Consider the following 25,104-nt stretch of genomic DNA (forward strand, 5'->3'; position numbering starts at 1 on the left):
TGGAGCAGGAGCTGACTGCCTTGGACGCGCGCTTCGCCACCTTGGTCGGTAGCGCCGGCGAGCTGGTCGACAAGAGCCTGTCCGGCGCCGCCCAAGAGAGTACCCAGGCCCTGCAGCAGCGCCTGCAGCTGGCCGAACAGGCCACCGCCGACATGGCCCGCAATGGCAGCGAGACCGTGCAGCAGGCCGCCGAGAGTCTGCGTTGGCGCATCGCCAGCGGTCTGCTGGTGGTCGGCCTGCTGACCCTGGCGGTGGTCGCGCTGGTGCTCGGCTGGCGTGTGCTCAGTCGCCTGCAGCTGCTGATCGCGGCGCTCAAGGACCTGGCCGCCGGCGAAGGCGACCTGACCCGCCGGGTGCAGCTGGACAGCAATGACGAGGTCGGTGAGATGGCCGATGCGGTCAATCGTTTCATCGCCAAGCTGCAGCCCATCGTGCGCGAGGCTGGCGAGGTGGCGCAGCGCACCGGCGAAGAGATCCGCAGCCTAGCCCAGCGCAGCGCGGCGGCAGAGGCCGCGGCCGGGCGCCAGCGCGACGAGGTGGCCGGCAGCCTGCAGGCTCTGGAGGAGATGGCAGCGGCGGCCCAGGCCGAGAGCCAGGCCATGCACGACGCCCAGCAGCGCGTGGCGGCCATCCGTCAGGCGGCCCATGAGAATGCGGCCATCGCGGCCAAGGTCGGTGCCTTGATCGAGGCGCTGGTGGCGCGGGTGGACAATGGTTCGGCGGTGATCGAGAAGCTGGCCAAGCAGAGCGAGCAGATCGAGGTGGTACTGACGGTGATCCAGTCCATCGCCGAGCAGACCAACCTGCTGGCCCTGAACGCGGCCATCGAGGCGGCGCGGGCGGGGGAGAGCGGTCGTGGCTTTGCCGTGGTGGCCGACGAAGTGCGCGCCCTGGCCAGCAAGACCCAGCAGTCCACCGGCGACATCCAGGCGCATATCGCCGCCCTGCAGCAGGGCGCCCGCGAGGCGGTGGCGGTGATCGGTCAGGCCGGTGGCCAGGCGGCCGAAGGTCTCAAGGCGCTGCGCGACAGTGCGCGCCTGCAGCAGTCGGTGCAGGCCTCGGTGGATGAGGTACACGACGCCATCGACACCGCTACCCGATCCGCCGCCCATCAGGCCGATGGCGCGTCGGCGGTGCGTGGTCGGGTCGAGGTGATCCACAGCGAGGCCCAGCGTGCGGCCAAGGCGGTCAGCGAGACGGCTGCCAGTGGGCGCGTGGTGGACGGCCTGGTGGCTCAGCTGCGGGCGAGCTTCGCTCAGTTCAAGGTCTGACGGGATGGCCGTGGGAGTGGCCCGGACCGGGCCGCTCCTGCTGCGTAGATTTGCGGGAGCCAGAAAAGACAAAACCGAGCCATTGGCTCGGTTCTGTTTTGAAGAGTGGTGCCCAGGAGAAGACTCGAACTTCCACGGTGTTGCCACCGCTAGGACCTGAACCTAGTGCGTCTACCAATTCCGCCACCTGGGCACATTGCGACGATCGCTCGCCGACTTTTTGCAGCATTCACCGTTTTCGCGGTACGGAAGCTGCTCCGTTAAAAGCGAAACCGAGCCATCGGCTCGGTTTCTGAAGAGTGGTGCCCAGGAGAAGACTCGAACTTCCACGGTGTTGCCACCGCTAGGACCTGAACCTAGTGCGTCTACCAATTCCGCCACCTGGGCACGGGAAACTATGATTACTCAATCGCTTCCGTGTTACAACGTCTCAGCAACGTTGTGGGCGCGAACTATACGGAGCAGGTTTTTGCTTGTAAACCCCTGACAGCGAAAAAATTATTGTGCTGACCCCCGATGCCGTTTCGCGCTTCAATAGGCATATGGCACACACATCTATATATGCGTAAAGGTGATTTCACTTAATGGCCGATTGGCAATCCCTCGATCCTGAGGCCGCCCGCGAGGCGGAAAAATACGAAAACCCCATCCCCAGCCGCGAGCTGATTCTGCAGCACCTGGCCGAGCGTGGTTCGCCCGCTGCTCGTGAAGAGCTGCTGGCCGAGCTGGGTCTGACCACCGAAGAGCAGGAAGAAGCCCTGCGTCGTCGTCTGCGCGCCATGGAGCGCGACGGTCAACTCATCTATACCCGTCGCGGCACCTATGCGCCGGTGGACAAGCTCGATCTGATCTGCGGCCGCATCAGCGGCCACCGCGACGGCTTCGGCTTCCTGGTCCCGGACGACGGCAGCGACGACCTGTTCCTCAGCCCGGCACAGATGCGCCTGGTGTTCGATGGCGACCGCGCACTGGCGCGGGTTTCCGGCCTCGATCGGCGTGGCCGCCGCGAAGGCGCCATCGTCGAGGTGATCGCCCGTGCCCACGAGAGCATCGTCGGCCGCTACTTCGAAGAGGCCGGCATCGGCTTCGTCGAGGCCGACAATCCGAAGATCCAGCAGGAAGTGCTGGTCACTCCGGGTCGCACCGGCGGCGCCAAGATCGGCCAGTTCGTCGAGATCAAGATCACCCACTGGCCCACCTCGCGCTTCCAGCCCCAGGGCGACATCGTCGAAGTGATCGGCAACTACATGGCGCCGGGCATGGAGATCGACGTGGCGCTGCGCAGCTACGACATCCCGCATGTCTGGCCCGATGCGGTGACCAAGGAGGCGCGCAAGCTCAAGCCTCAGGTGGAGGAGAAGGACAAGGAAAACCGCGTCGACCTGCGCCACCTGCCGTTCGTCACCATCGACGGCGAGGACGCCCGTGACTTCGACGACGCCGTCTACTGCGAGAAGAACAGCGGCCGCTGGAAGCTGTTCTCCGGCGGCTGGAAGCTCTATGTGGCCATCGCCGACGTGTCGCACTACGTCAAGGTTGGCGCGGCCCTGGACGAAGAGGCGCAGAAACGCGGCAACTCGGTGTATTTCCCCGAGCGCGTGGTGCCGATGCTGCCGGAAGAGCTGTCCAACGGCCTGTGCTCGCTGAACCCGCACGTCGATCGCCTGGCCATGGTCTGCGAGATGAGCATGTCCAAGTCCGGCGAGCTGGTCGACTATCAGTTCTACGAGGCGGTGATCCACTCCCATGCGCGCCTGACCTACAACAAGGTCAGCTACATGCTGGAGCAGCCCAAAAGCAGCGAGGGCAAGGCCCTGCGCGACGAGTACAAGGAAGTCCTGCCGCACCTCAAGGAGCTCTACTCCCTGTACAAGGTGCTGCTGGCCGCTCGCCACGAGCGCGGCGCCATCGACTTCGAGACCCAGGAGACGCGCATCGTCTTCGGTAGCGGACGCAAGATCGCCGAGATCCGCCCGACCCAGCGCAACGACGCCCACAAGCTGATCGAGGAATGCATGCTGGCGGCCAACGTAGCCACCGCGCGCTTCATGCTCGATCACGAAATTCCCTCGCTGTACCGCGTGCACGACGGCCCGCCGGCCGAGCGCGTGGAAAAGCTCAAGGCCTTCCTCGGTGAGCTGGGCCTGACGCTGCACAAGGGCAAGCAGGGGCCGGTGCCGAAGGACTACCAGAAGCTGCTGGCCAGCATTCAGGGGCGCCCGGACTTCCACCTGATCCAGACCGTGATGCTGCGCTCCCTGAGTCAGGCGGTGTACAGCGCCGACAACAACGGCCACTTCGGCCTGAACTACGAGGCCTACACCCACTTCACCTCGCCGATCCGTCGTTACCCGGACCTGCTGGTGCACCGCGCGATTCGCAGCGTGATCCGCTCCAAGCGCGAGACCAAGCACGTGCAGCGCGCCGGTGCGGCGAGCATGCCCAAGGCGCGCATCTATCCGTACGACGAGGCGACGCTGGAAAAGCTCGGCGAGCAGTGCTCGATGACCGAGCGCCGCGCCGACGAGGCGACGCGCGACGTGGTCAACTGGCTCAAGTGCGAGTTCATGCAGGATCGCGTCGGCGAGACCTTCGAGGGCGTGATCACTGCGGCGACCGGCTTCGGCATCTTCGTCGAACTGAAAGACATCTATGTCGAAGGCCTGGTGCACGTCACCGCGCTGCCGGGCGACTACTACCACTTCGATCCGGTCCACCATCGCCTGTCCGGCGAGCGCAGCGGTCGCAGCTTCCGCCTGGGCGACAGCGTGGAAGTGAAGGTCATGCGCGTCGATCTGGACGAACGCAAGATCGAGTTCGAGCTGAGCGAAGGCAAGGCCGACAAGGCGCCGTCCGGTCGCGACGGGCGCAAGAAGCCTGCGCCCAAGTCCGCCGGCTTCGGCAATACCGACGTGCAGAAGAGCCGCGACGTGAAGAAGGCGCTGCTCGACGGCGCCAAGAAGAGCGGCGGCAAGGCGCCTGCGGGCAAGCCGGCTGGCAAGGCCGGCGGTCATCGCAAGGGTGCGCCCAAGGCGGATGCTCCGGCGGGCGGCAAGCCGGGTTCGAGTCGGCGTAAGGCGAAGCGATGAGCCAGCTGGAAAAAGTCTACGGCGTGCATGCCGTCGAGGCGTTGCTGCGCCACCACCCCAAGCGGGTCAAGCAGCTGTGGCTGGCCGAGAGTCGGCAGGATCCGCGGATGCGCAGCCTGCTGGAGCTGGCCGGCCAGCACCGCGTGGCGGTCGGCAACAAGGATCGCCAGGAGCTGGACGAGTGGGCCGAAGGCGTGCACCAGGGTGTGGTCGCCGAGGTCAGCCCCAGTCAGGTGTGGGGCGAGAACATGCTCGACGAGCTGCTCGAGCGTAGTGAAGGTCCGGCCCTGCTGCTGGTGCTGGACGGCGTGACCGATCCGCACAACCTTGGCGCCTGCCTGCGCACCGCCGACGCCGCCGGCGCCCAGGCGGTGATCGTGCCCAAGGACAAGTCGGCCACCCTCAATGCCACCGTGCGCAAGGTGGCCTGCGGCGCCGCCGAGGTGATCCCGCTGGTGGCAGTGACCAACCTGGCGCGTACCCTGGAAAAACTGCAGAAGAAGGGCCTGTGGATCGTCGGCACCGCCGGCGAGGTCGACCAGGAGCTGTATCAACTGGATATGACCGGGCCAACCGTGCTGGTCATGGGCGCCGAGGGCAAGGGCATGCGCCGCCTGACCCGCGAGCACTGCGACTACCTGGTGAAGCTGCCCATGGGTGGCAGCGTCAGCAGCCTGAATGTCTCGGTCGCCACCGGCGTCTGCCTGTTCGAGGCGGTGCGCCAGCGCCAGGCGGCCAAACCCAAGGTCTGAGCTGTTCAAATAATCGCCAATTCGCCTTGCGTGCGGCAGGGGGCTTCTCTAGAATGTCGCCCCTTGCCGTGACGGCAGGCGTGCATGCGCCTTCGCTTCGGCAAGTTCAAACGAGTCATTCACTCCTTGCCTGACCACCTTCTGTTGGCAGGCTACAACCCGTAAGGAGCATTCATGCGTCATTACGAAATCATCTTCCTGGTTCACCCGGACCAGAGCGAGCAAGTCGGCGGCATGGTCGAGCGTTACACCAAGCTGATCGAAGAAGACGGCGGCAAAATCCACCGTCTGGAAGATTGGGGCCGTCGTCAACTGGCCTACGCCATCAACAACGTTCACAAGGCTCACTACGTGATGCTGAACGTTGAGTGCAGCGGCAAGGCCCTGGCCGAGCTGGAAGACAACTTCCGCTACAACGACGCTGTGATCCGTAACCTGATCATCCGTCGCGACGAAGCCGTCACCGGCCAGTCCGAGATGCTCAAGGCCGAAGAAAACCGCAGCGAGCGCCGCGAGCGCCGTGAGCGCGTTGAAACCGAATCCGCCGAAGGCGAAGACGGTGACAACGGCGACAACGGCGACAACGCTGACGAGTAATCCACGGATCTATTGAGGAGCCACATTCATGGCACGTTTCTTCCGTCGTCGTAAATTCTGCCGTTTCACCGCTGAAGGCGTGAAAGAGATCGACTTCAAAGATCTCAACACCCTGAAAGCCTACGTTTCCGAAACCGGCAAGATCGTTCCTAGCCGTATCACCGGTACCAAGGCCAAGTACCAGCGTCAGCTGGCCGTCGCTATCAAGCGCGCCCGCTACCTGGCCCTGCTGCCCTACACCGACAGCCACGGCCGTTGAGAGCAGATCGTCGACAAAGTTGTAAGGGATAAACCGCATGCGCGCCTTGGCTGAGTTCATCATGCGCGGCCGCATGCAGGCCACCCTGGTGGTGGTCGGATCGGCGGCAGTGCCGCTGTTGTTCTGGTTGAGTGCTGCCGCCAGCTGCCTGGTGCTGCTGCGGCGGGGGCCGAGAGATGCCATTGGCATCCTCGCCTGGGCATTGCTGCCGGCCCTGGGCTGGTGGCATTTCGGCGAACCGCGCACCCTGCTGGTGCTGCTCGGTTCGCTGGGGCTGGCGCTGTTGTTGCGCGCCGGTCACGCCTGGGCTCGAGTGGTGCTGGCAAGCATCGCCCTCGGTCTGGTGTATGGCGTGATTCTGGGTGCGGTGTTCCGCGAACCCATCGCGGCAATGGCGGGTGAGCTGTACAAGCTCATGCCGCAGATGCTCGATGGGGTCTACCAGCAGATGTCGGTAGAAGAGCGGACCCGCCTGGAGGCGCTGATCACCCCGGTGCTCACCGGATTGATGGCTGCGTTACTGCAGATCGTCAGCCTGCTCTGCCTGATGCTCGGGCGGTACTGGCAGTCGATCTTGTACAACCCCGGCGGCTTCGGGCTCGAGTTTCGTGCTCTGCGCCTGCCGCCACCACTGGCCTTCGGCCTGTTGGCGGTCATGCTCCTGGCGCCCAATCTGGGTCTCGAGCTGGCCATGCTGACGCCGATGTGCAGCGTGCCACTGGCGTTTGCTGGGGTGGCCCTGCTGCATGGTCTGGCTGCCGCAGGGCGCCTGGCCAGGTTCTGGCTGGTGGGGCTGTATGTATCGCTGCTGCTGTTTATGCAGCTGGTTTATCCGTTACTGGTGGCCTTGGCCATCGTCGACAGTCTGATGGATTTTCGCGGTCGCCAAACGCGCAACAACGGCGCCGGCCCCGCGAACGGTGAAGGTTAAAAGTTAAGAGGTAAGACCCAAATGGAAGTTATCCTGCTGGAAAAAATCGCCAACCTGGGCAACCTGGGCGATAAGGTCAACGTCAAGTCCGGTTACGGTCGTAACTACCTGCTGCCGCAGGGCAAGGCTACCGCCGCTACCGCCGAGAACGTTGCTGCGTTCGAAGCTCGTCGCGCCGAGCTGGAAAAAGCCGCTGCCGAGAAGAAGGCTTCCGCCGAATCTCGCGCTGCTCAGCTGGCCGAGCTGGAAGTCACCATCACTGCCGTGGCCGGTGACGAAGGCAAGCTGTTCGGTTCCATCGGTACCCACGACATCGCCGAAGCCCTGACCGCCTCTGGCGTTGCAGTGTCCAAGGCCGAAGTTCGTCTGCCGAACGGCACCATCCGCCAGGTCGGCGAGTTCGACGTAGCTGTGCACCTGCACACCGACGTGGAAGCCACCGTCAAGGTGATCGTGGTAGCTGCCTAAGGCAAGCGACCCAGCGGGCTTGCACGAAGGTGCGGGCCTGCAGACAATCGGGCACTCATCGCTTCGCGGTGCGTGCCCGTTGTTTTTTCTAGAGCCCTTGGCCAAGCCGCACGGTTTTGCCAAGGCCTCTGAGCGTATGGAATCACAGGTGCCATGAACGACATCAGCGTCCCACAGCAGTACGACCTGGAAACCGCGGCCCTCAAGGTGCCGCCGCACTCCATCGAGGCCGAACAGGCCGTGCTGGGCGGTCTGATGCTCGACAACAACGCCTGGGAGCGGGTCTCCGACGCGGTGTCGGATGGCGACTTCTATCGGCATGACCACCGCCTGATCTTCCGCGCCGTGGTCACCCTGGCCGAGCGCAACTCGCCGTTCGACGTGGTGACTCTGTCCGAGCAGCTGGACAAGGAGGGCCACCTGAGCCAGGTCGGCGGCCTGGCCTACCTGGGCGAGCTGGCCAAGAACACGCCATCGGTGGCCAACATCAAGGCCTATGCGCAGATCATCCGCGAGCGCGCCACCCTGCGCCAGCTGATCGGCATCAGCAACGACATCGCCGACATGGCCTATGCGCCCCAGGGCAAGAGCGCCGTGGAAGTGCTCGACGAGGCCGAGCGGCAGATCTTCCAGATCGCCGAGGCGCGGCCCAAGGCCGGCGGCCCGGTGGGGATCAACGAGATCCTGGTCAAGACCATCGACCGCATCGACGAGCTGTTCAACACCAACGAGGGCCTGACCGGCATCTCCACCGGCTTCACCGACCTGGACGGCATGACCAGCGGCCTGCAGCCGGCCGACCTGGTGATCGTCGCCGGCCGTCCGTCCATGGGCAAGACCACCTTCGCCATGAACCTGGTGGAGAACGCGGTGCTGCGCTCGGACAAGGTGATCCTGGTGTTCTCCCTGGAGATGCCCAGCGACTCGATCGTGATGCGTATGCTCTCCTCCCTCGGTCGCATCGATCAGACCAAGGTGCGTTCCGGCAAGCTGGACGACGACGACTGGCCGCGCCTGACCTCGGCGGTCAACCTGCTCAATGAGCGCAAGCTGTTCATCGACGATACCGCCGGCATCTCGCCGACCGAGATGCGCGCCCGCGCCCGTCGTCTGGCCCGCGAGCACGGCGATATCGGCATGATCATGGTCGACTACCTGCAGCTGATGCGCATCCCGGGTTCCAGCGGCGACAACCGCACCAACGAGATTTCCGAGATCTCGCGCTCGCTCAAGGCCCTGGCCAAGGAATTCAACTGCCCGGTGATCGCCCTGTCGCAGCTCAACCGCTCCCTGGAGCAGCGCCCCAACAAACGCCCGGTCAACTCCGACCTGCGTGAGTCCGGGGCCATCGAGCAGGACGCCGACATCATCATGTTCGTCTACCGCGACGAGGTGTATCACCCGGAGACCGAGTACAAGGGCGTGGCCGAGATCATCATCGGCAAGCAGCGTAACGGCCCCATCGGTACCTGCCGCCTGGCGTTCATCGGCAAGTACACGCGCTTCGACAACCTGGCGCCGGGGCTCTACAACTTCGAGGAAGATTGAGTCTCCGCGGAGCTGATCCCGCTCAATGAAAACGGGCGCCCAGCGGTTAAGATGGGCGCCCGTTTTGTTTCCGGAAGTCGTTCATGCGCCCCCTCGTCGCCACCATCGATCTGGCCGCCATTCGCCATAACTACGCCCTGGCCAAGCGCTGCGCGCCTGGTCGCCAGGCGTTCGCGGTGGTCAAGGCGAATGCCTACGGGCATGGCGTGCGCGAGGTGGTCAGCGCCCTGCATGACGAGGCCGACGGCTTTGCCGTGGCCAGCCTGGAGGAGGCCGCCGAGGTGCGCGCCATGCATGGCACGGCGCGCATCCTGCTGCTGGAAGGCTGCTTCGGCGCTGATGAGCTGCCGATGGCCGCCCATCTGGGGCTGGACCTGGTGCTGCAGGGCGTCGAGCAGGTCGAGGCGCTGCTCGCCGCCAGTCTGTCGCGGCCGCTGAATATCTGGCTCAAGCTCGACTCCGGCATGCATCGCCTGGGCCTCTGCGCCGATGCGGTACGGCAGCGCTTCCCGAGCCTGCGCACGGCGGCGCAGGTGGCCGAGCTGAACCTGCTCAGTCACTTCGCCTGCGCCGACGAGCGCGGTCACAGCCTGACCGAGGTGCAGCTGGAGTGTTTCCTCGATCTGCTCGACCTGGATTTCGACCAGCGCAGCCTGGCCAATTCGGCCGCGCTGCTGATGATCCCCGCATCGCACATGGACTGGATCCGCCCCGGCATCATGCTCTACGGCGCCACGCCGTTCGCCGACCTGTCCGCCACTGAGCTGGGCCTGCAGCCGGTCATGAGCCTGAGCGCCCACCTGATCGCCGTGCGCGAGGTGGCCGTGGGTGAGAGCGTCGGCTACGGCGCCGGCTGGGTCGCCGGGCGTGCGGCGCGCATCGGCACGGTGAGCTGCGGCTATGCCGACGGCTACCCGCGTCACGCGCCGAGTGGCACGCCGGTGCTGATCCGCGGGCACCGCGTGCCGCTGGCCGGGCGGGTGTCGATGGATATGCTCACGGTCGACCTGACCGACCTACCCGAGGCGGTGGTCGGCGATGCGGTGGAGCTATGGGGCGCCGATCTGGCCGTGGACGAGGTGGCCCAGGCCGCCGGCACCATCGGCTACGAGCTGCTGACCAAGGTCACCGCGCGCGTGCCGCGGCGCTACAAGGCCTGATCGAACTCAGCTCAGCCCGCTGGGCACCTTGAGCACGTCCAGCATCAGGCAGGTCTGCGGGCTCAGCTCGCCGTCGCAGCCCTGCAGCACGAAGCCCGAGCGGCCGCGCTGCTTGGCCCGGTACATGGCCTCGTCGGCCGACTTGTACAGGCCGGTGAACTGCAGCGCGTGCTGCGGATAGAGCGCGGCGCCGATGCTGATGGTCACCACCAGGCGGTTGGCGCCGTAGAGTACCGGCCGCGACAGCTCGGCGAGCAGGCGCGTCGCGATCTCCTGGGCGTGCTGTTGGGCATCCGGGCCGCACACCAGCACGGCGAACTCGTCGCCACCCAGGCGCGCCACCATGTCGTTGGCCCGCACGTGTTCGCGCAGGCGATGGCCGATGGTGCGCAGCATCAGGTCGCCGGCGTCGTGGCCATAGCGGTCGTTGATCGGCTTGAAGTGATCCAGGTCGACCAGCATCAGCGCCACCGATTCGCCGCGCCGCTGGGCATCGGCCAGCGCCACTTCGGCGCGCTCGATCAGGTAGCGGCGGTTCGGCAATTCGGTCAGCGGGTCGTGGAAGGCGGCATGCTGCAGGCGCTGTTCGCGCTCGCACAGCTGCTGGTTGGCCTGGGCCAGTTCCACGGTGCGCAGGCGCACCGCTTCCTGCAGTTCGTCGGCGCTGGCCTGCATCTGCGCCAGGCGTGCGGTTTTCTCGCGGTCGGCCTGCAGCAGGGCCTCGGCCTTCTCCTGCTTGAGCGTCTGGATGCGGTAGGCCAGGGCGAAGGAGAACAGGATCGATTCGGCCGCTACCGCCAGCGGGAATACATAGGCGTTCCAGGTAGCCGGCTGCACCAGGCCGGTGGAGCGCATCAGCGCCAGGCTGATGCTGCCGAGGATCAGGCCGTAGCCGAACAGGTAGAGCAGGGCGGGGAAGTAGCCCTGGCGCCAACGGATCATCGCCGAGCCGAGCGCCGCGGGAATGCTGGTCAGCGACAGCAGGGCGATCAGCCAGGCCGAGGCGCCGCGCAGGCCGAAGGCCTCCATGGCGATGGCAATCACGTAGCAGGCGCAGGCCAGGCTCAGCAGGTGGTGGGCCCAGCGCACGTGGATGCGGGTCTGCAGCAGGGTCTGGGTGAAGCGGCAGGCGCAGAAGCCCCACAGCGAGGGCAGGGTGATGCGGTCCAGCCAGAACGGCACCGGCGCATCCGGCCACAGGTACTGGAAGCCGTGGCCGCTCATGCTGACGATCAGCAGCAGGGCGCCGGCAGTGGTCAGCACGTACCAGAAGTAGGCGGTGTCGCGCAGGGTGAAGAAGATGAACAGGTTGTACAGCAGCAGGGCGGCGATGATTCCGTAGATCAGGCCCAGGCCGAGGTTTTCCTGGCTGGCCAGGTGATTCAGGTCGTCCAGCTGCCAGACCCGCAGCGGGAAGGAGTTGCCGGCCGGGTCGAAGCTGCGCAGGTAGAAGGTCTGCGGTGTCTCGCCCAGCTCCGGCAGCTGCAGCAGCGGGCGCCGGTAATCATGGTCGCGGCCCTCGGCGAAGCTGACCCGCTCGCCAACCTGGCGCTGATTCCAGCCGCCCTTGCCATCGGGCGTATACAGCTGCAGGTCGAGCTGGGTCACCGCGCCGATCTCCAGCCACCAGCGCGCCGGGGCGTCGGCGCCGCGCTGCAGCTCCAGCTTGATCCACCAGGGATTGGGGTTCTGCCCGACGCTGGCGCGGCCCTTGGCCGGCACGAAGCGCTGCTGCACGGCGGGGTCGGCCATGTCGGCGATGTCCAGTTGGCCGCCGACATCTTCCAGCAGCAAGATCTGCCCGTTCAGCTGTTGCCCGCTGCTATTCGCCTGCAGCTGTACGGCGGCGTGCAGGCGCCCGCCGAGCAGGCTCAGGCACAACATCAATAGCAGCGCATGCGGGATCGAGCGTCGCACCGGGGGACTCCTTGTTCCGGGGTTCGGGCTGGCGTTTTGCAACCAGGCCCGAGTATAGCCATGGAAGTGACCGTGATCACAAATTGACAGCATGGCTGCGCGTGAGCAACTGAGCGTTCTGGTCGGATTCTGTATGTTTTTTGTGCTATATTCCGCGCCCCCGTGAAAGCCCGGTTGATCAAAAAACATGCAACTCGCCAAGCCGCTGTTCGACTATCCCAAGTACTGGGCCGAGTGCTTTGGTCCCGCACCCTTCCTGCCGATGAGCCGGGAAGAGATGGATCAGCTCGGCTGGGACAGCTGCGACATCATCATCGTCACCGGTGATGCCTACGTCGATCACCCGTCCTTCGGCATGGCCATCATCGGCCGCCTGCTCGAGTCCCAGGGCTTCCGCGTGGGCATCATCGCCCAGCCGAACTGGCGCTCGAAGGACGACTTCATGAAGCTCGGCCAGCCGAACCTGTTCTTCGGCGTGGCGGCGGGCAACATGGACTCGATGATCAACCGCTACACCGCGGACAAGAAGATCCGCTCGGACGACGCCTACACCCCCGGCGGCCTGGCCGGCGCCCGCCCGGACCGCGCCAGCCTGGTGTACAGCCAGCGCTGCAAGGAGGCCTACAGCCAGACCCCGGTGGTCCTCGGCGGCATCGAGGCCTCGCTGCGCCGCATCGCCCACTACGACTACTGGCAGGATAAGGTGCGTCGCTCGATCCTGATGGACGCCACCGCCGACATCCTGCTGTACGGCAACGCCGAGCGCGCCGTGGTCGAGATCGCCCAGCGCCTGGCCTTCGGCGAGGCAGTCGAGAACATCACCGACGTGCGCGGCACCGCGTTCATCCGCCGCGACACCCCGCAGGGCTGGTACGAGGTGGACTCCACCCGCATCGACCGTCCGGGCAAGGTCGACAAGATCATCAACCCCTATGTGAACACCCAGGACACCGCCGCCTGCGCCATCGAGCAGGAGAAGGGCCCCCAGGAAGACCCCAACGAGGCCAAGGTCGTCGAGCTGCTGCCCAGCCCGAAGATGACCCGCGCCAAGACCGTGATCCGCCTGCCGTCCTTCGAGAAGGTGCGCAACGATCCGGTGCTCTACGCCCACGCCAACCGTGTGCTGCACCTGGAGACTAACCCGGGCAACGCCCGCGCCCTGGTGCAGAAGCATGGCGAGGTGGATGTATGGTTCAACCCGCCACCCATCCCGATGACCACCGAGGAAATGGACTACGTGTTCGGCATGCCCTATGCGCGCGTGCCGCACCCGGCGTATGGCAAGGCGAAGATCCCGGCCTACGAGATGATCCGCTTCTCGGTCAACATCATGCGCGGCTGCTTCGGTGGCTGCACCTTCTGCTCGATCACCGAACACGAAGGCCGCATCATCCAGAACCGCTCGCACGAGTCGATCATCCGCGAGATCGAGGAGATGCGCGACAAGGTGCCGGGCTTCACCGGCGTGGTCTCTGACCTCGGCGGGCCGACCGCCAACATGTACCGCATCGCCTGCAAGAGCCCGGAAATCGAATCCGCCTGCCGCAAGCCGTCCTGCGTGTTCCCCGGCATCTGCCCGAACCTGAACACCGACCACAGCTCGCTGATCGAGCTGTACCGCAAGGCCCGTGCCCTGCCGGGTGTGAAGAAGATCCTGATCGCCTCCGGCCTGCGCTACGACCTCGCCGTGGAGTCGCCGGAATACGTCAAGGAGCTGGTCACCCACCACGTCGGTGGCTACCTGAAGATCGCCCCGGAGCACACCGAGGAAGGCCCGCTGAATCAGATGATGAAGCCGGGCATTGGCAGCTACGACAAGTTCAAGCGCATGTTCGAGAAGTACTCGAAGGAAGCGGGCAAGGAGCAGTACCTGATTCCGTACTTTATCGCCGCGCATCCTGGGACGACCGACGAGGACATGATGAACCTCGCCCTGTGGCTCAAGCGCAACGACTTCCGCGCCGACCAGGTGCAGGCCTTCTACCCGTCGCCGATGGCGTCGGCCACGGCCATGTACCACTCGGGCAAGAACCCGCTGCGCAAGGTCACCTACAAGAGCGACGGCGTGACCATCGTCAAGAGCGAGCAGCAGCGCCGCCTGCACAAGGCCTTCCTGCGCTACCACGACCCGAAGGGTTGGCCGATGCTGCGCGAGGCGCTGGAGCGCATGGGCCGCAGCGACCTGATCGGCAACGGCAAGCACCAGCTGATCCCGACCTACCAGCCGCAGACCGACGAGTACCAGAGCGCCCGGCGCAAGAACTCGACCCCGGCCGGCAGCAAGAAGGTCGCCGGCAACGGCGGCGACAAGGGCAAGACGGTCGGCCGCATCCTCACCCAGCACACCGGCCTGCCGCCGCGTGGCAGCGACGGCAGCAAGACCTGGGACAAGCGCGAACAGGCCAAGGCTGCTGCCGAGGCACGGCGCAAGGCGGAGAAGTCCGGCGCCGGCAAGCCTGCCAGCAAGAAGCCGAGCAAGCGCCCGGTGGCCCCGCGCTAACGGCGCTTCGCCCCTCTCCCTTTGGGAGAGGGTTGGAGTGAGGGTGCCCTAGGCGGCTCAGCGTGGCCTGAAGCCCCTCACCCTACGCGGGCCGCTTCGCCCCCTCTCCCAGGGGAGAGGGGGAGCCTGGCGCCTTTTCTGTGCGCCGTCTCCTTCCGTCCGGCGCGCCTGCCCCCTTGTGGTGCCGGTCTGCCCCGCACAGCCCCCGAAACCGCGGAAAAGCCACTGGCATAACTCTTGCGCGGCCCAGGTATCGCCCTGGCTCGCAGGAGGCACGCCGTGTCGATCCATGTCGCACTGCAGCATGTCACGCATTACCGCTACGACCGCCCGATCAACCTCGGACCGCAGGTCGTGCGCCTGCGCCCGGCGCCGCACAGCCGCACGCGCATCCTCTCCTATGCGCTGCAGGTCGAGCCGGGCGAGCACTTCGTCAACTGGCAGCAGGACCCCCAGGGCAACTACCTGGCGCGCCTGGTGTTCCCGGAGAAGACAGAGCAGCTCAAGGTCACCGTCGACCTGGTCGCCGAGATGGCGGTGTTCAACCCCTTCGACTTCTTCCTCGAGCCGCATGCCGAGCGAATTCCCTTCGCCTACAGCGGCGCCGAGCAGCGCGAGCTGGCGCCCTACCTGGTGGCCAATCGCGGCGGTCCGCTGTTCGCCAAGTACCTGGCCGGCGTCGACCGTACGCCCACGCCCAGCGTCGACTTCCTGGTGGCGCTGAACCAGCGCCTGGCGGACGACATCCGCTACCTGATCCGCCTGGAGCCGGGCGTGCAGACGCCCGAGGAGACCCTGGAGCTGGCCTCCGGCTCATGCCGCGACTCGGCCTGGCTGCTGGTGCAGCTGCTGCGCCATCTGGGACTCGCGGCGCGCTTTGTCTCCGGCTACCTGATCCAGCTCACCGCCGACGTCAAATCCCTCGACGGTCCCAGCGGGGCCGAGCAGGACTTCACCGACCTGCACGCCTGGTGCGAGGTGTATCTGCCCGGTGCCGGCTGGATCGGCCTCGATCCCACCTCCGGCCTGTTCGCCGGCGAGGGCCATGTGCCGCTGGCCTGCAGTCCCGAGCCGTCGGCGGCGGCGCCGATTTCCGGGGTGCTCGACGAATGCGAGTGCGAGTGCGAGTTCGACCACGACATGCGCGTCGAGCGCATCTGGGAGGCGCCGCGGGTCACCAAGCCGTATAGCGAGGAGCAGTGGCAGGAGATTCTCGACCTCGGCCGCCAAGTCGATGCCGAGCTGGACTACGGCGACGTGCGCCTGACCATGGGCGGCGAACCGACCTTCGTCGCCCTCGACTACCCGGACGATGCCGAGTGGAACACCGCGGCCATGGGGCCGAACAAGCGCCGCCTGGCCGCCGAGCTGCTCCACCGCCTGCGTGAGCACTATGCGCCGCAAGCCCTGGTGCACTTCGGCCAGGGCAAGTGGTACCCGGGCGAGCAGCTGCCGCGCTGGTCGCTCAGCTGCTTCTGGCGCAAGGATGGCCAGCCGATCTGGCAGGACCCGGCGCTGTACGCCGACGAGAGCCGCTACTACGGCGCCGATGCACGGCTGGCGGCGCGCTTCCTCGCCACCCTGGCCGGCCATCTGGGCCTGGACGCCGAGCATGTATTCCCGGCCTACGAGGACTGGCTCTATTACCTGTGGCGCGAACGCCGCCTGCCGGCCAACGTCAGCCCGGACGACGCGCGTCTGAGTGATCCGCTGGAGCGCGAGCGCCTGCGCAAGGTGTTCTGCCGCGGTCTGGGTGAGGTGGTCGGCCATGTCCTGCCGCTGATGCGCAGTGCTGGCGACGACGCCTGGCTGACCGGCCCCTGGTTCCTGCGCGACGAACACTGCCGGCTGATCCCCGGCGACTCGCCGCTGGGCTATCGCCTGCCGCTGGACTCGCAGCCCTGGGTCGGCGAACTGGATTACCCCTACGTCTCGCCGCAGGACCCGCACCAGCAGTTCCAGCCGCTGCCCAGCCGGCAGAGCATCCAGCAGCAGCTACGCACGCCGCTGCACCCGCAACGGCGTGGCGAGGGCGAGGCCGCCGCGGCGCCGGCGCCCTTCGAGTCGGCCTCCGGTGTGGTGCGCACCGCGCTGTGCGCCGAGCCGCGTGATGGCCGCCTGTACCTATTCATGCCTCCCTTGAGCCGGTTGGAGGATTACCTGGAGCTGGTCGCCGCCATCGAAGCCACCGCCCGCGACCTGCGCTGCCCGGTATTGCTGGAGGGCTACGAGCCGCCGGCCGACCCGCGCCTGACCCACTTCCGCGTCACCCCCGACCCGGGCGTGATCGAGGTGAATATCCATCCGGCCAGTAGCTGGGAGGAACTGGTCGAGCGCACCGAGTTTCTCTACGAGTCGGCGCGCCTCTGTCGTCTGTCCAGCGAGAAATTCATGCTCGACGGCCGCCACACCGGCACCGGCGGCGGCAACCACTTCGTCCTCGGCGGCGCCACGCCTGGCGACTCGCCCTTCCTGCGCCGGCCGGACCTGCTGCGCAGCCTGATCGGCTACTGGCACAACCACCCCTCGCTGTCCTATCTGTTCAGCGGCCTGTTTATCGGCCCCACCTCGCAGGCGCCACGGGTGGACGAGGCGCGCAACGACGCGCTGTACGAGCTGGAGATCGCCTTCGCGCAGATGCCTGAACCGGGCCAGGATTGCCCGCCCTGGCTGGTCGACCGCCTGCTGCGCAACCTGCTGGTGGACGTCACCGGCAACACCCACCGCGCCGAGTTCTGCATCGACAAGCTGTACTCGCCGGACTCCAGCAGCGGCCGCCTCGGCCTGCTCGAGCTGCGCGCCTTCGAGATGCCGCCGCACGCGCGCATGAGCCTGGCCCAGCAGGTGCTGCTGCGCGCCCTGGTCGCGCGCTTCTGGAACGAGCCCTATCGCCCGGCCCGGCTGGCGCGCTGGGGCACCGAACTGCACGATCGCTTCCTGCTGCCACACTTCATCGAGCAGGACTTTGCCGACGTGATCTTCGAGCTCAACGCCGCCGGCTATCCGCTGCGCGCCGAATGGTTCGCCCCGCACCTGGAGTTCCGCTTCCCGCGCATCGGCGACTATGCGGTGATGGGCATCGACCTGGAGCTGCGCCAGGCCCTGGAACCCTGGCACGTGCTGGGCGAGGAGGGCGCAGTCGGTGGCACCGTACGCTACGTGGATTCCTCGCTGGAGCGGGTGCAGGTGAAACTGAACGGCATGGCGCCGGACCGTTACCTGCTCACCTGCAATGGCGTGCCGGTACCGCTGCGACCGACCGGCAAGGTCGGCGAGTTCGTCGGCGGCGTGCGCTACCGCGCCTGGCAGCCGGCCAGCTGCCTGCAACCGACCATCGGCGTGCATGCGCCGCTGGTGTTCGACCTGGTGGATACCTGGATGCAGCGCTCCCTGGGCGGCTGCCAGTACCACGTGGCCCATCCCGGCGGGCGCAACTTCGAGGCCCTGCCGGTCAATGCCTACGCCGCCGAGAGCCGGCGCCTGGCGCGTTTCTTCCGCCACGGCCACAGCCCGGGCGAACTGACAGTGGTCGCTGCCATCAACAATAATGAACTGCCCATGACCCTGGACCTGCGCCGGAGCTGATGCCCGGCGCCAGGGCGCCTTGCGAGACTTGCATGCCTGACCTGCTTGCCGACTACCCGCGCGCCGACGCGGCCTACCACGAATTGCTCGACGCCCAGGGCCAGGTGCGCCCACACTGGCGCCGCCTGTTCGACCAGCTGCAGCGCAGTACCCCGGCGCAGCTGCAACAGCGCCAGGCGCTGCTAGCGCGGCAGATCCAGGAAAATGGCGTGACCTACAACGTCTACGCCGACCCGGACGGTGCCGACCGCCCCTGGGAGCTGGACCTGCTGCCCAACCTGATTCCCGCCGAGGAGTGGCAGCAGATCGCCGCCGGCGTGGCCCAGCGCGCCGGCCTGCTCAACGCCGTGCTGGTCGACCTGTACGGCCCGCAGCAGCTGCTCGCCGAGGGCCTGCTGCCAACCGAGCTGGTGTTCGGCCACGACAACTTCCTCTGGCCCTGCCAGGGCATCCAGCCGCCAGGCGGCACCTTCCTGCACCTGTATGCGGTGGATCTGGCGCGCGCGCCGGATGGCCGCTGGTGGGTCACCGCCGACCGCACCCAGGCACCGTCCGGTGCCGGCTATGCGCTGGAGAACCGGCAGATCCTCTCGCGCGCCTTCCCCGAGCTGTACCGCGACCTGCGCGTGCAGTACCTGGCCGGCTTCTTCCGCACCCTGCAGGACACCCTGGCGCGTCAGGCCCCTGCCGCCGGCGAGACGCCGCTGGTGGTGCTGCTCACGCCGGGGCGCTTCAACGAAAGCTATTTCGAGCACCTGTACCTGGCGCGCCAGCTCGGCTACCCGCTGGTGGAAGGCAGCGACCTGACCGTGCGCGATGCCAAGCTCTACCTCAAGACCCTGGCCGGCCTGCGCCGGGTGCATGCCGTGCTGCGCCGCCTGGACGACGACTATTGCGACCCGCTGGAGCTGCGCACCGACTCCGCCCTCGGGGTGCCCGGCCTGCTGGAGGCGGTGCGCCAGGGCAACGTGCTGGTGGCCAACGCCATCGGCAGCGGCGTGCTGGAGTCGCCCGGTCTGCCTGGTTTCCTGCCGGCCATCGCCGAGAAGTGGCTGGGCGAGGAGCTGTTGCTGCCCTCCATCGCCAGTTGGTGGTGCGGCGAGGAGCCGGTGCTGGAGGAGGCGCTGGGCAAGCTCGACGAGCTGCTGGTGCGGCCGAGCTTTCCCTCGCAGAGCTTCGCCGCCCAGTTCGGTCGCGATCTCGACGAGGCCCAGCGCGCCGCCCTGGCTGAGCGCATCAAGGCCCGGCCCTATGCCTACGTGGCGCAGGCGCGGGCCCAGCTGTCGCAGGCGCCGGTGTGGCTGGCCGAGGAGGGCGGGGTGGTGCCGCGGGCCATCGGCATGCGCGTGTACGCGGTGGCCAGCGCCGACGGCTACCGCGTGCTGCCCGGTGGCCTGACCCGCGTCGCCGCCGATGCCGACGCCGAGGTGGTATCGATGCAGCGCGGCGGCGCGAGCAAGGACACCTGGGTGCTCGGCGAGCGTCATCCCGGCGGCGAACCCTGGCAATGGCTGCGTCCGCTCGGCGTGGCCGACCTGGTGCGCAGCGACCCTTACCTGCCGTCACGGGTGGTGGAAAACCTGTTCTGGTTCGGCCGCTACGGCGAGCGTTGCGAAGACAGCGCGCGCCTGCTGCGCATCATGCTGGCCCGCTACGTCGACGATGACGACGACCCGCAGGCCCTGCAGGCCGCGCTGTCCCTGGGCGAGAGCCTCGGTCTGCTGCCGGATGCCGGCAGCGGCAGCCTGGAGCAGCGCCTGTTCGAGGCCCTGCTCGGTGCCGACTGGCCGACCAGCCTGCGCGCCAACCTGCAGCGCCTGCAGTGGGCCGCCGGCAGCGTGCGCGGCAAGCTGTCCCAGGCCAACTGGCAGGCGCTGGTCGAACTGCAGCGCGAGGCGCAGGGCCTGGAACGCGAGGGCGCGGACTTCGGCGACCTGCTGGATTTCCTCAATCGTCTGCTGATGTCGCTGGCGGCCCTGGCCGGCTTCGCCCTCGACGACATGACCCGCGACGACGGCTGGCGCTTCCTCATGCTTGGCCGTTGCGTGGAGCGCCTGCAGTTCCTCTGCGAGAGCGTCGCCGGCTTCCTGCGCAGCCACGCGGTGCACGACCAGTCGGCGCTGGAATGGCTGCTGGAACTGGGCAACAGCAGCATCACCTACCGCACCCGCTACCTGGCCAGCGCCCAGCTGATCCCGGTGCTCGACCTGCTCCTGCTCGACGAGCAGAACCCCCACGCCGTGCTGTTCCAGTTGCGGCAGCTGCTGCGCTCGCTGGAGCGTCTCGAGGAAGGCTTCGGCTTCGTCGCCGGCAATCGCCTGGGCGAGCTGGCCAGCAAGCTCGCCAGCTTCCGCCTGAGCAGCCTGGAGAGCCCGTTGTTCGGTACCTCCGGCGTGCGCGCGGTGCTCGGAGGCCTGGCCGACCTGCTGCTGCAGATCGGCCAGGCCTCCAGCGAGGTCTCCGACCAGCTGGCCCTGCGCTTCTTCGTGCACGTGGACGCCAGCCGCGGGACACTGTCGTCATGAAGCGCGCCCACTACCAGGTTCTGCACGACACCCACTACCGCTACTCGGCGCCGGTCTCCCTGGCCCAGCAGCTGGCCCACCTGTGGCCGCGCGATTGCGCCCGACAGCTGTGCCATGAACGACACCTGACCATCACTCCGCAACCGACCCGGCGCCAGGACGGCCTCGACCTGTTCGGTAATCCGCTGACCCGCCTGGCCTTCGAGCGGCCCCAAGACGAGCTGCGGGTGATCGCCTGTCTGCGCGTCGAGGTGCTGGCCCGCGAGGGGCTGGCGCTGGAGGATTCGCCGGTCTGGGAAGAGGTGGCTGCCGCGCTGCGTTACTCCGGCCAGCCATTGTCCGCCGAGCTGCTGGAGGCGGCGCGCTACCGCTTCCAGTCGCCCTACGTGCACCTCAAGCAGGCCTTCGCCGCGTTCGGCGCCGACTGCTTCGCTCCTGGCCGGCCGCTGTTGCTGGCGGTGCGTGCACTGATGCAGAAGATCTTCAAGGAATTCACCTTCGATGCCGCCGCCACCCAGGTGGCGACCCCGCTGCTGCAGGTGCTGGAGGAGCGCCGCGGGGTGTGCCAGGACTTCGCCCACCTGATGCTCGCCTGCCTGCGTTCCCGGGGCCTGGCGGCGCGCTATGTCAGCGGCTACCTGCTGACCCAGCCGCCGCCCGGCCAGCCCCGGCTGATCGGCGCCGACGCCTCGCACGCCTGGGTCTCGGTGTATTGTCCGCGCCAGGGCTGGGTGGACTTCGACCCGACCAACAACCTGCTGCCGGCCCTGGAGCACATCACCCTCGGCTGGGGCCGCGACTTCGCCGACGTATCGCCGCTGCGCGGAGTGATCCTCGGCGGCGGCAGCCACGATCCGGAGGTGCGGGTGACGGTGACGCCGCTGGAGGAGCCGCTGCCGGCGGTAGGTTGAGGCGCGCGAGATGCGTGTGCTCCCCTCTCCCGCTTGCGGGAGAGGGGCCGGGGGAGAGGGGTGATAACCATAAAGCGCCCTCTCCCTAACCCTCTCCCATAAATGGGAGAGGGGATGTCGTCCGTAGCCCGGGTGACATCTGGGCTACCGCCGCTTGAGCCACTCCAGCACGCCCAGCCCAGCCACTCGCCCGCTGGCAAAGCAGGCGGTAAGCAGATAGCCGCCGGTGGGCGCTTCCCAGTCGAGCATCTCGCCCGCGCAGAAGGTACCGGGCAGCTGGCGCAGCATCAGGTGGTCGTCGAGCGCCGCGAAGGTCACCCCGCCGGCGCTGGAGATGGCCTCGTCCAGCGGGCGGGTGCGCAGCAGTTTGATCGGCAGTGCCTTGATCGCCTGTGCCAGGCGGCGCATATCGGCGAAGTCCTCGGCACTGGTTAGCTCGCGCAGCAAAGCAGCCTTGGCGCCATCCAGACCGAGCTGGCGGTGCAGATGCTTGGCCATGGAGGCCGAGCCGCGTGGCTTGCTTAACAGCGCAGCGACTTTCTCCAGATCGCGATCCGGCTGTAGATCCAGATAAACCCGTGCGCGGCCATGCTGCTCGATGCGCTGGCGGATGGCGGCGGACAGCGCATAGACCAGGCTGCCCTCGATGCCATGTTCGGTGAGGACGAATTCGCCGCGTCGTGGCACCTCGCCGTCCAGCGCCAGGGTGACGTTTTTCAGCGGCGCGCCGGCGAACTTGCCGCGCAAATGCTCGCTCCAGCCGGCTACTTCGAAGCCGCTGTTGGCCGGGCGCAGCGGAGAGATCTCGACTCCGCGCTGTTCCAGCAGCGGCACCCAGGCACCGTCCGAGCCGAGTCGCGCCCAGCTGCCGCCACCCAGGGCCAGCACGCAGGCATCGGCTGCAACCAGGCGCTCACCATCCGGGGTGGCGATGCGCAACTCACCCTGGTCATTCCAGCCCAGCCAGCGGCTACGGGTATGGATCGCGACGCCGGCCTCGCGCAGGCGCTTGAGCCAGGCGCGCAGAAGCGGTGCGGCCTTCATATCGGTGGGGAACACTCTTCCCGAGGTACCGACGAAGGTGTCGATGCCCAGGCCGTGAATCCACTCGCGCAGGGCCTCGGCGTTGAAGTCCGCCAGCAGCGCGGCGATCTCCTGTTCACGCTCGCGGTAGCGGGCGAGGAACGGCGCCTTGGCTTCCGAGTGGGTGATGTTCATCCCACCGACCCCGGCCAGGAGGAACTTGCGCCCGACCGAGGGCATGGCGTCGAACAGCTCGACCCGCGCGCCACCGGCCGCCAGCACCTCGGCGGCCATCAGCCCGGCGGGGCCGCCGCCGATAACGGCGACGCAGGGTGCGGAGCGAGTGGCAGAGTCGGTCATGGTTTGAGTCGGGAATGTGCGGCGAGAAGGCGGCATTCTACCCGAGGCATCGGCCGCCAGCCTTGTCATCTGCGCGGGCTTCGGGCAGGGTCTGGGCATCAATCCCAGCGAGAGTGAGTGTCATGTCCGGCCTCTACCCCAACGTCGATCCCGAGGGTCTGCTCGAATATTCGGTGGTCTACACCGACCGCTCCCTCAACCATATGTCGCAATCCTTCCAGGGCGTGATGCGGGACATTTCCAGCACCCTGAAGCGGGTCTACAACGCCCATGCCGTGGCCGTGGTGCCCGGCAGCGGCACCTTCGGCATGGAGGCTGTGGCACGCCAGCTGGCCACCGGGCAGAAGACCCTGGTAATCCGCAATGGCTGGTTCAGCTACCGCTGGACGCAGATCTTCGAGATGGGCCAGATCCCCGCTGCCTCCACCGTGCTCAAGGCGCGTCCGACAACCGCTGGCGCCCAGGCCGCCTATGCGCCGGCGCCGCTGGCCGAGGTGCTGGCGACCATCGCCCAGGAGAAACCGCAGGTGGTCTTTGCGCCCCATGTGGAGACTTCCTCGGGGATGATTCTGCCCGACGACTACCTGCGCGCCGTGGCCGATGCCGTGCATGCGGTGGGCGGTCTGTTCGTGCTCGATTGCATCGCCTCCGGCACTCTCTGGGTAGACATGCAGGCCTGCGGTGTAGACGTGCTGATCAGCGCGCCGCAGAAGGGCTGGAGCGCCTCGCCCTGCTGCGCTCTGGTGATGCTCAGTGCGGCCGCCCAGGCCCGTGTCGAGGCGACCCAGAGCAGCAGCTTTGCCTGCGACCTGAAGAAGTGGCTGCAGATCATGCAGGCCTATGAACAGGGTGGTCACGCCTACCACGCGACCATGCCCAGCGACGCCCTGGCGCGCTTCCGCGATGCGATGAAGGAGGCCGAGGCCAAGGGCTTCGCCAAGGTCTGCGAGCAGCAGCGCGAGCTGGGCCTGCGTGTGCGTGCGCTGTTGGCGGCCAAGGGCTTCAAGAGTGTGGCGGCAGAAGGCTTCGAGGCGCCGGGCGTGGTGGTCTGCTACACCGACGATGCGCAGATCAAGAACGGCAGCAAGTTCGCCGCCCAGGGCCTGCAGATCGCCGCCGGCGTGCCGCTGCAGTGCGACGAGTCGGCGGACTTCCAGACCTTCCGCCTCGGCCTGTTCGGCCTGGACAAGCTGGGCAATGTCGAGCGCACCGTGGCTACCCTCGAACAGGCTCTCGATAAGGTACTGGCCGGCTAACGCAGCCCCGCCGCGCGCCATACCCGCGCGGCGCTGTGATGCAGGATGCCGTGGCGGCGGGCGAGCAGGGCGCGGTCCTGGTCGTAGCCGCCGCCGATCACTCCGACCACCGGGATATCGCGTTCCAGGCAGTGGCTGAACACTGCCTCGTCGCGGGCGGCGATGCCGGCGTCGGTCAGCTGCAGATAGCCGAGGCGGTCGTCCTGGTGCACATCCACGCCGCCGTCGTAGAGCACGATATCCGGCTGGTACAGGGCCAGCAGGTAGCCGAGGCTGTCGTGCACCACCTTGAGGTAGTCGGCATCGCCCATGCCGATCGGCAGGCCGATGTCCCAGTCGCTTCTGGCCTTGCGCGCCGGGAAGTTCTTCTCGCAGTGCAGCGATACGGTGATGGCGTCCGGCACGTTTTCCAGCAGGCGCGCGGTGCCGTCGCCCTGGTGCACGTCGCAGTCGTAGATCAGTACCCGGCCGACACGGCCGCTCTCCAGCAGGTAGCGGGCCATCACCGCCAGGTCGTTGAAGATGCAGAAGCCGGAGGCCTCGGCGAAGTGCGCATGGTGAGTGCCGCCGGCCAGGTGGCAGGCCATGCCGTGTTCGAGGGCCAGTTCGGCCGCCAGCAGCGAGCCGCCCACCGCGCGCACGGTGCGCCGGGCCAGCGGCTCGCTCCAGGGCAGGCCCAGGCGGCGTTGCTCCTGATAGGTCAGCTCGCCGCTGGCGAAGCGCTCGATATAGGCCGGGCAGTGGGCCAGGGCGAGAATCTCCGGCGGGCAGATCTGCGGACGATGCAGCTCTTCGTCGCGCACCAGGCCGCTGCCCACCAGATGGTCGCGCAGCAGGCGAAACTTCTCCATGGGGAAGCGGTGGTTGGCCGGGAAGGGCGGGCTGTAGTCGTCGTGGTAGACCAGCGGCAGCATAATGGGGAACTCTCGCAGCCATTTGAAAAACTAGGCGA

At 67.2% G+C, this 25,104-nt stretch carries 16 protein-coding genes, 2 tRNA genes and 2 pseudogenes; 15 read left to right on the forward strand and 5 right to left on the reverse strand.

The genetic code is table 11. The features are described from left to right. Positions 1 to 152: 152 nt before the first annotated feature. Together FFS62_RS23570 and FFS62_RS23575 are read left to right on the forward strand one after the other, a co-directional pair. A pseudogene (locus FFS62_RS23570) lies at positions 153 to 413 on the forward strand (HAMP domain-containing protein); the annotation flags it as partial. 348 nt (positions 414 to 761) lie between these two features. Then, a pseudogene (locus tag FFS62_RS23575) lies at positions 762 to 1,271 on the forward strand (methyl-accepting chemotaxis protein); the annotation flags it as partial. Between the two features lie 106 nt (positions 1,272 to 1,377). Here the strand turns inward: FFS62_RS23575 and FFS62_RS00210 are convergent. Further along, positions 1,378 to 1,464: transfer RNA gene (locus tag FFS62_RS00210), tRNA-Leu, on the reverse strand. Positions 1,465 to 1,571: 107 nt separating this feature from the next. Beyond that, positions 1,572 to 1,658, reverse strand: a tRNA-Leu gene (locus FFS62_RS00215). A 197-nt stretch (positions 1,659 to 1,855) separates the two neighbouring features. Between FFS62_RS00215 and rnr the strand changes: the two genes are divergently transcribed. From rnr to alr, 8 genes are all read left to right on the forward strand, one after another. Further along, entirely contained in the window at positions 1,856 to 4,360 is a 2,505-nt protein-coding gene (gene rnr / locus FFS62_RS00220) for a ribonuclease R (RefSeq protein WP_137970821.1), read from the forward strand. Next, complete coding sequence (gene rlmB, locus FFS62_RS00225) at positions 4,357 to 5,112, forward strand: 23S rRNA (guanosine(2251)-2'-O)-methyltransferase RlmB (RefSeq protein ID WP_137970822.1); 756 nt, start codon at positions 4,357 to 4,359, stop codon at positions 5,110 to 5,112. Before rnr ends, rlmB begins: the two co-directional genes overlap by 4 nt. A gap of 174 nt (positions 5,113 to 5,286) precedes the next feature. Further along, positions 5,287 to 5,709, forward strand: a complete 423-nt coding sequence (gene rpsF, locus FFS62_RS00230) for a 30S ribosomal protein S6 (RefSeq protein WP_137970823.1) — start codon at positions 5,287 to 5,289, stop codon at positions 5,707 to 5,709. A 28-nt stretch (positions 5,710 to 5,737) separates the two neighbouring features. Beyond that, positions 5,738 to 5,968 carry a 30S ribosomal protein S18 gene (gene rpsR, locus FFS62_RS00235; RefSeq protein WP_043310391.1) on the forward strand — a complete coding sequence of 77 codons (231 nt, stop codon included), beginning with the start codon at positions 5,738 to 5,740 and terminating at the stop codon, positions 5,966 to 5,968. Positions 5,969 to 6,005: 37 nt separating this feature from the next. Further along, positions 6,006 to 6,899, forward strand: coding sequence for a hypothetical protein (locus FFS62_RS00240; RefSeq protein ID WP_137970824.1), 894 nt, complete (start codon positions 6,006 to 6,008; stop codon positions 6,897 to 6,899). A gap of 21 nt (positions 6,900 to 6,920) precedes the next feature. Beyond that, positions 6,921 to 7,367: a 50S ribosomal protein L9 gene (rplI, locus tag FFS62_RS00245; RefSeq protein ID WP_137970825.1), complete on the forward strand. Its 447-nt coding sequence runs from the start codon at positions 6,921 to 6,923 to the stop codon at positions 7,365 to 7,367. 153 nt (positions 7,368 to 7,520) lie between these two features. Beyond that, the gene (dnaB, locus tag FFS62_RS00250) at positions 7,521 to 8,915 is read left to right on the forward strand and encodes a replicative DNA helicase (protein WP_137970826.1); all 1,395 of its coding nucleotides are present in this window, start codon (positions 7,521 to 7,523) and stop codon (positions 8,913 to 8,915) included. Positions 8,916 to 8,998: 83 nt separating this feature from the next. Further along, positions 8,999 to 10,075: an alanine racemase gene (gene alr, locus FFS62_RS00255; protein ID WP_137970827.1), complete on the forward strand. Its 1,077-nt coding sequence runs from the start codon at positions 8,999 to 9,001 to the stop codon at positions 10,073 to 10,075. Between the two features lie 6 nt (positions 10,076 to 10,081). On the opposite strand, the gene FFS62_RS00260 is transcribed toward alr, so the two are convergent. Then, complete coding sequence (locus FFS62_RS00260; protein ID WP_137972193.1) at positions 10,082 to 11,959, reverse strand: diguanylate cyclase; 1,878 nt, start codon at positions 11,957 to 11,959, stop codon at positions 10,082 to 10,084. A 220-nt stretch (positions 11,960 to 12,179) separates the two neighbouring features. Here FFS62_RS00260 and FFS62_RS00265 point away from each other — a divergent pair, with 220 nt between their 5' ends. The 4 genes from FFS62_RS00265 to FFS62_RS00280 all read left to right on the forward strand — a co-directional run bounded on the left by FFS62_RS00265 (position 12,180) and on the right by FFS62_RS00280 (position 21,513). Continuing rightward, positions 12,180 to 14,492, forward strand: a complete 2,313-nt coding sequence (locus tag FFS62_RS00265; protein WP_137970828.1) for a YgiQ family radical SAM protein — start codon at positions 12,180 to 12,182, stop codon at positions 14,490 to 14,492. A 279-nt stretch (positions 14,493 to 14,771) separates the two neighbouring features. Further along, complete coding sequence (locus FFS62_RS00270; protein ID WP_137970829.1) at positions 14,772 to 18,077, forward strand: DUF2126 domain-containing protein; 3,306 nt, start codon at positions 14,772 to 14,774, stop codon at positions 18,075 to 18,077. Between the two features lie 32 nt (positions 18,078 to 18,109). Then, positions 18,110 to 20,602 (forward strand): circularly permuted type 2 ATP-grasp protein, encoded by a 2,493-nt coding sequence (locus FFS62_RS00275; RefSeq protein ID WP_137970830.1) that lies wholly within the window; start codon positions 18,110 to 18,112, stop codon positions 20,600 to 20,602. Next, entirely contained in the window at positions 20,599 to 21,513 is a 915-nt protein-coding gene (locus FFS62_RS00280) for a transglutaminase family protein (RefSeq protein ID WP_137970831.1), read from the forward strand. Before FFS62_RS00275 ends, FFS62_RS00280 begins: the two co-directional genes overlap by 4 nt. A gap of 144 nt (positions 21,514 to 21,657) precedes the next feature. On the opposite strand, the gene FFS62_RS00285 is transcribed toward FFS62_RS00280, so the two are convergent. Continuing rightward, positions 21,658 to 22,896, reverse strand: a complete 1,239-nt coding sequence (locus FFS62_RS00285; RefSeq protein WP_137970832.1) for a TIGR03862 family flavoprotein — start codon at positions 22,894 to 22,896, stop codon at positions 21,658 to 21,660. 122 nt (positions 22,897 to 23,018) lie between these two features. On the opposite strand from FFS62_RS00285, the gene FFS62_RS00290 reads away from it, so the two are divergent. Further along, on the forward strand, positions 23,019 to 24,152 hold the full coding sequence (locus tag FFS62_RS00290) for an aminotransferase class V-fold PLP-dependent enzyme (RefSeq protein ID WP_137970833.1): 1,134 nt from the start codon (positions 23,019 to 23,021) through the stop codon (positions 24,150 to 24,152). On the opposite strand, the gene FFS62_RS00295 is transcribed toward FFS62_RS00290, so the two are convergent. Beyond that, the gene (locus FFS62_RS00295) at positions 24,149 to 25,069 is read right to left on the reverse strand and encodes a histone deacetylase (RefSeq protein WP_137970834.1); all 921 of its coding nucleotides are present in this window, start codon (positions 25,067 to 25,069) and stop codon (positions 24,149 to 24,151) included. The two genes, FFS62_RS00290 and FFS62_RS00295, sit on opposite strands and share 4 nt — an antisense overlap. Positions 25,070 to 25,104 lie beyond the last annotated feature (35 nt).

The sequence above is a fragment of the Pseudomonas sp. F(2018) genome (assembly GCF_005508865.1).
In the GTDB taxonomy this organism is placed as follows: Bacteria; Pseudomonadota; Gammaproteobacteria; order Pseudomonadales; family Pseudomonadaceae; genus Aquipseudomonas.

Coding starts and splice junctions, on each gene's coding strand:
- rpsF (WP_137970823.1), top strand. CDS start 5,287: ATGCGTCATTACGAAATCATCTTCCTGGTTCACCCGGACCAGAGCGAG.
- FFS62_RS00280 (WP_137970831.1), top strand. CDS start 20,599: ATGAAGCGCGCCCACTACCAGGTTCTGCACGACACCCACTACCGCTAC.
- rpsR (WP_043310391.1), top strand. CDS start 5,738: ATGGCACGTTTCTTCCGTCGTCGTAAATTCTGCCGTTTCACCGCTGAA.
- rlmB (WP_137970822.1), top strand. CDS start 4,357: ATGAGCCAGCTGGAAAAAGTCTACGGCGTGCATGCCGTCGAGGCGTTG.
- dnaB (WP_137970826.1), top strand. CDS start 7,521: ATGAACGACATCAGCGTCCCACAGCAGTACGACCTGGAAACCGCGGCC.
- FFS62_RS00275 (WP_137970830.1), top strand. CDS start 18,110: ATGCCTGACCTGCTTGCCGACTACCCGCGCGCCGACGCGGCCTACCAC.
- FFS62_RS00260 (WP_137972193.1), bottom strand. CDS start 11,959: ATGTTGTGCCTGAGCCTGCTCGGCGGGCGCCTGCACGCCGCCGTACAG.
- alr (WP_137970827.1), top strand. CDS start 8,999: ATGCGCCCCCTCGTCGCCACCATCGATCTGGCCGCCATTCGCCATAAC.
- FFS62_RS00265 (WP_137970828.1), top strand. CDS start 12,180: ATGCAACTCGCCAAGCCGCTGTTCGACTATCCCAAGTACTGGGCCGAG.
- rnr (WP_137970821.1), top strand. CDS start 1,856: ATGGCCGATTGGCAATCCCTCGATCCTGAGGCCGCCCGCGAGGCGGAA.
- FFS62_RS00285 (WP_137970832.1), bottom strand. CDS start 22,896: ATGACCGACTCTGCCACTCGCTCCGCACCCTGCGTCGCCGTTATCGGC.
- FFS62_RS00240 (WP_137970824.1), top strand. CDS start 6,006: ATGCGCGCCTTGGCTGAGTTCATCATGCGCGGCCGCATGCAGGCCACC.
- rplI (WP_137970825.1), top strand. CDS start 6,921: ATGGAAGTTATCCTGCTGGAAAAAATCGCCAACCTGGGCAACCTGGGC.
- FFS62_RS00290 (WP_137970833.1), top strand. CDS start 23,019: ATGTCCGGCCTCTACCCCAACGTCGATCCCGAGGGTCTGCTCGAATAT.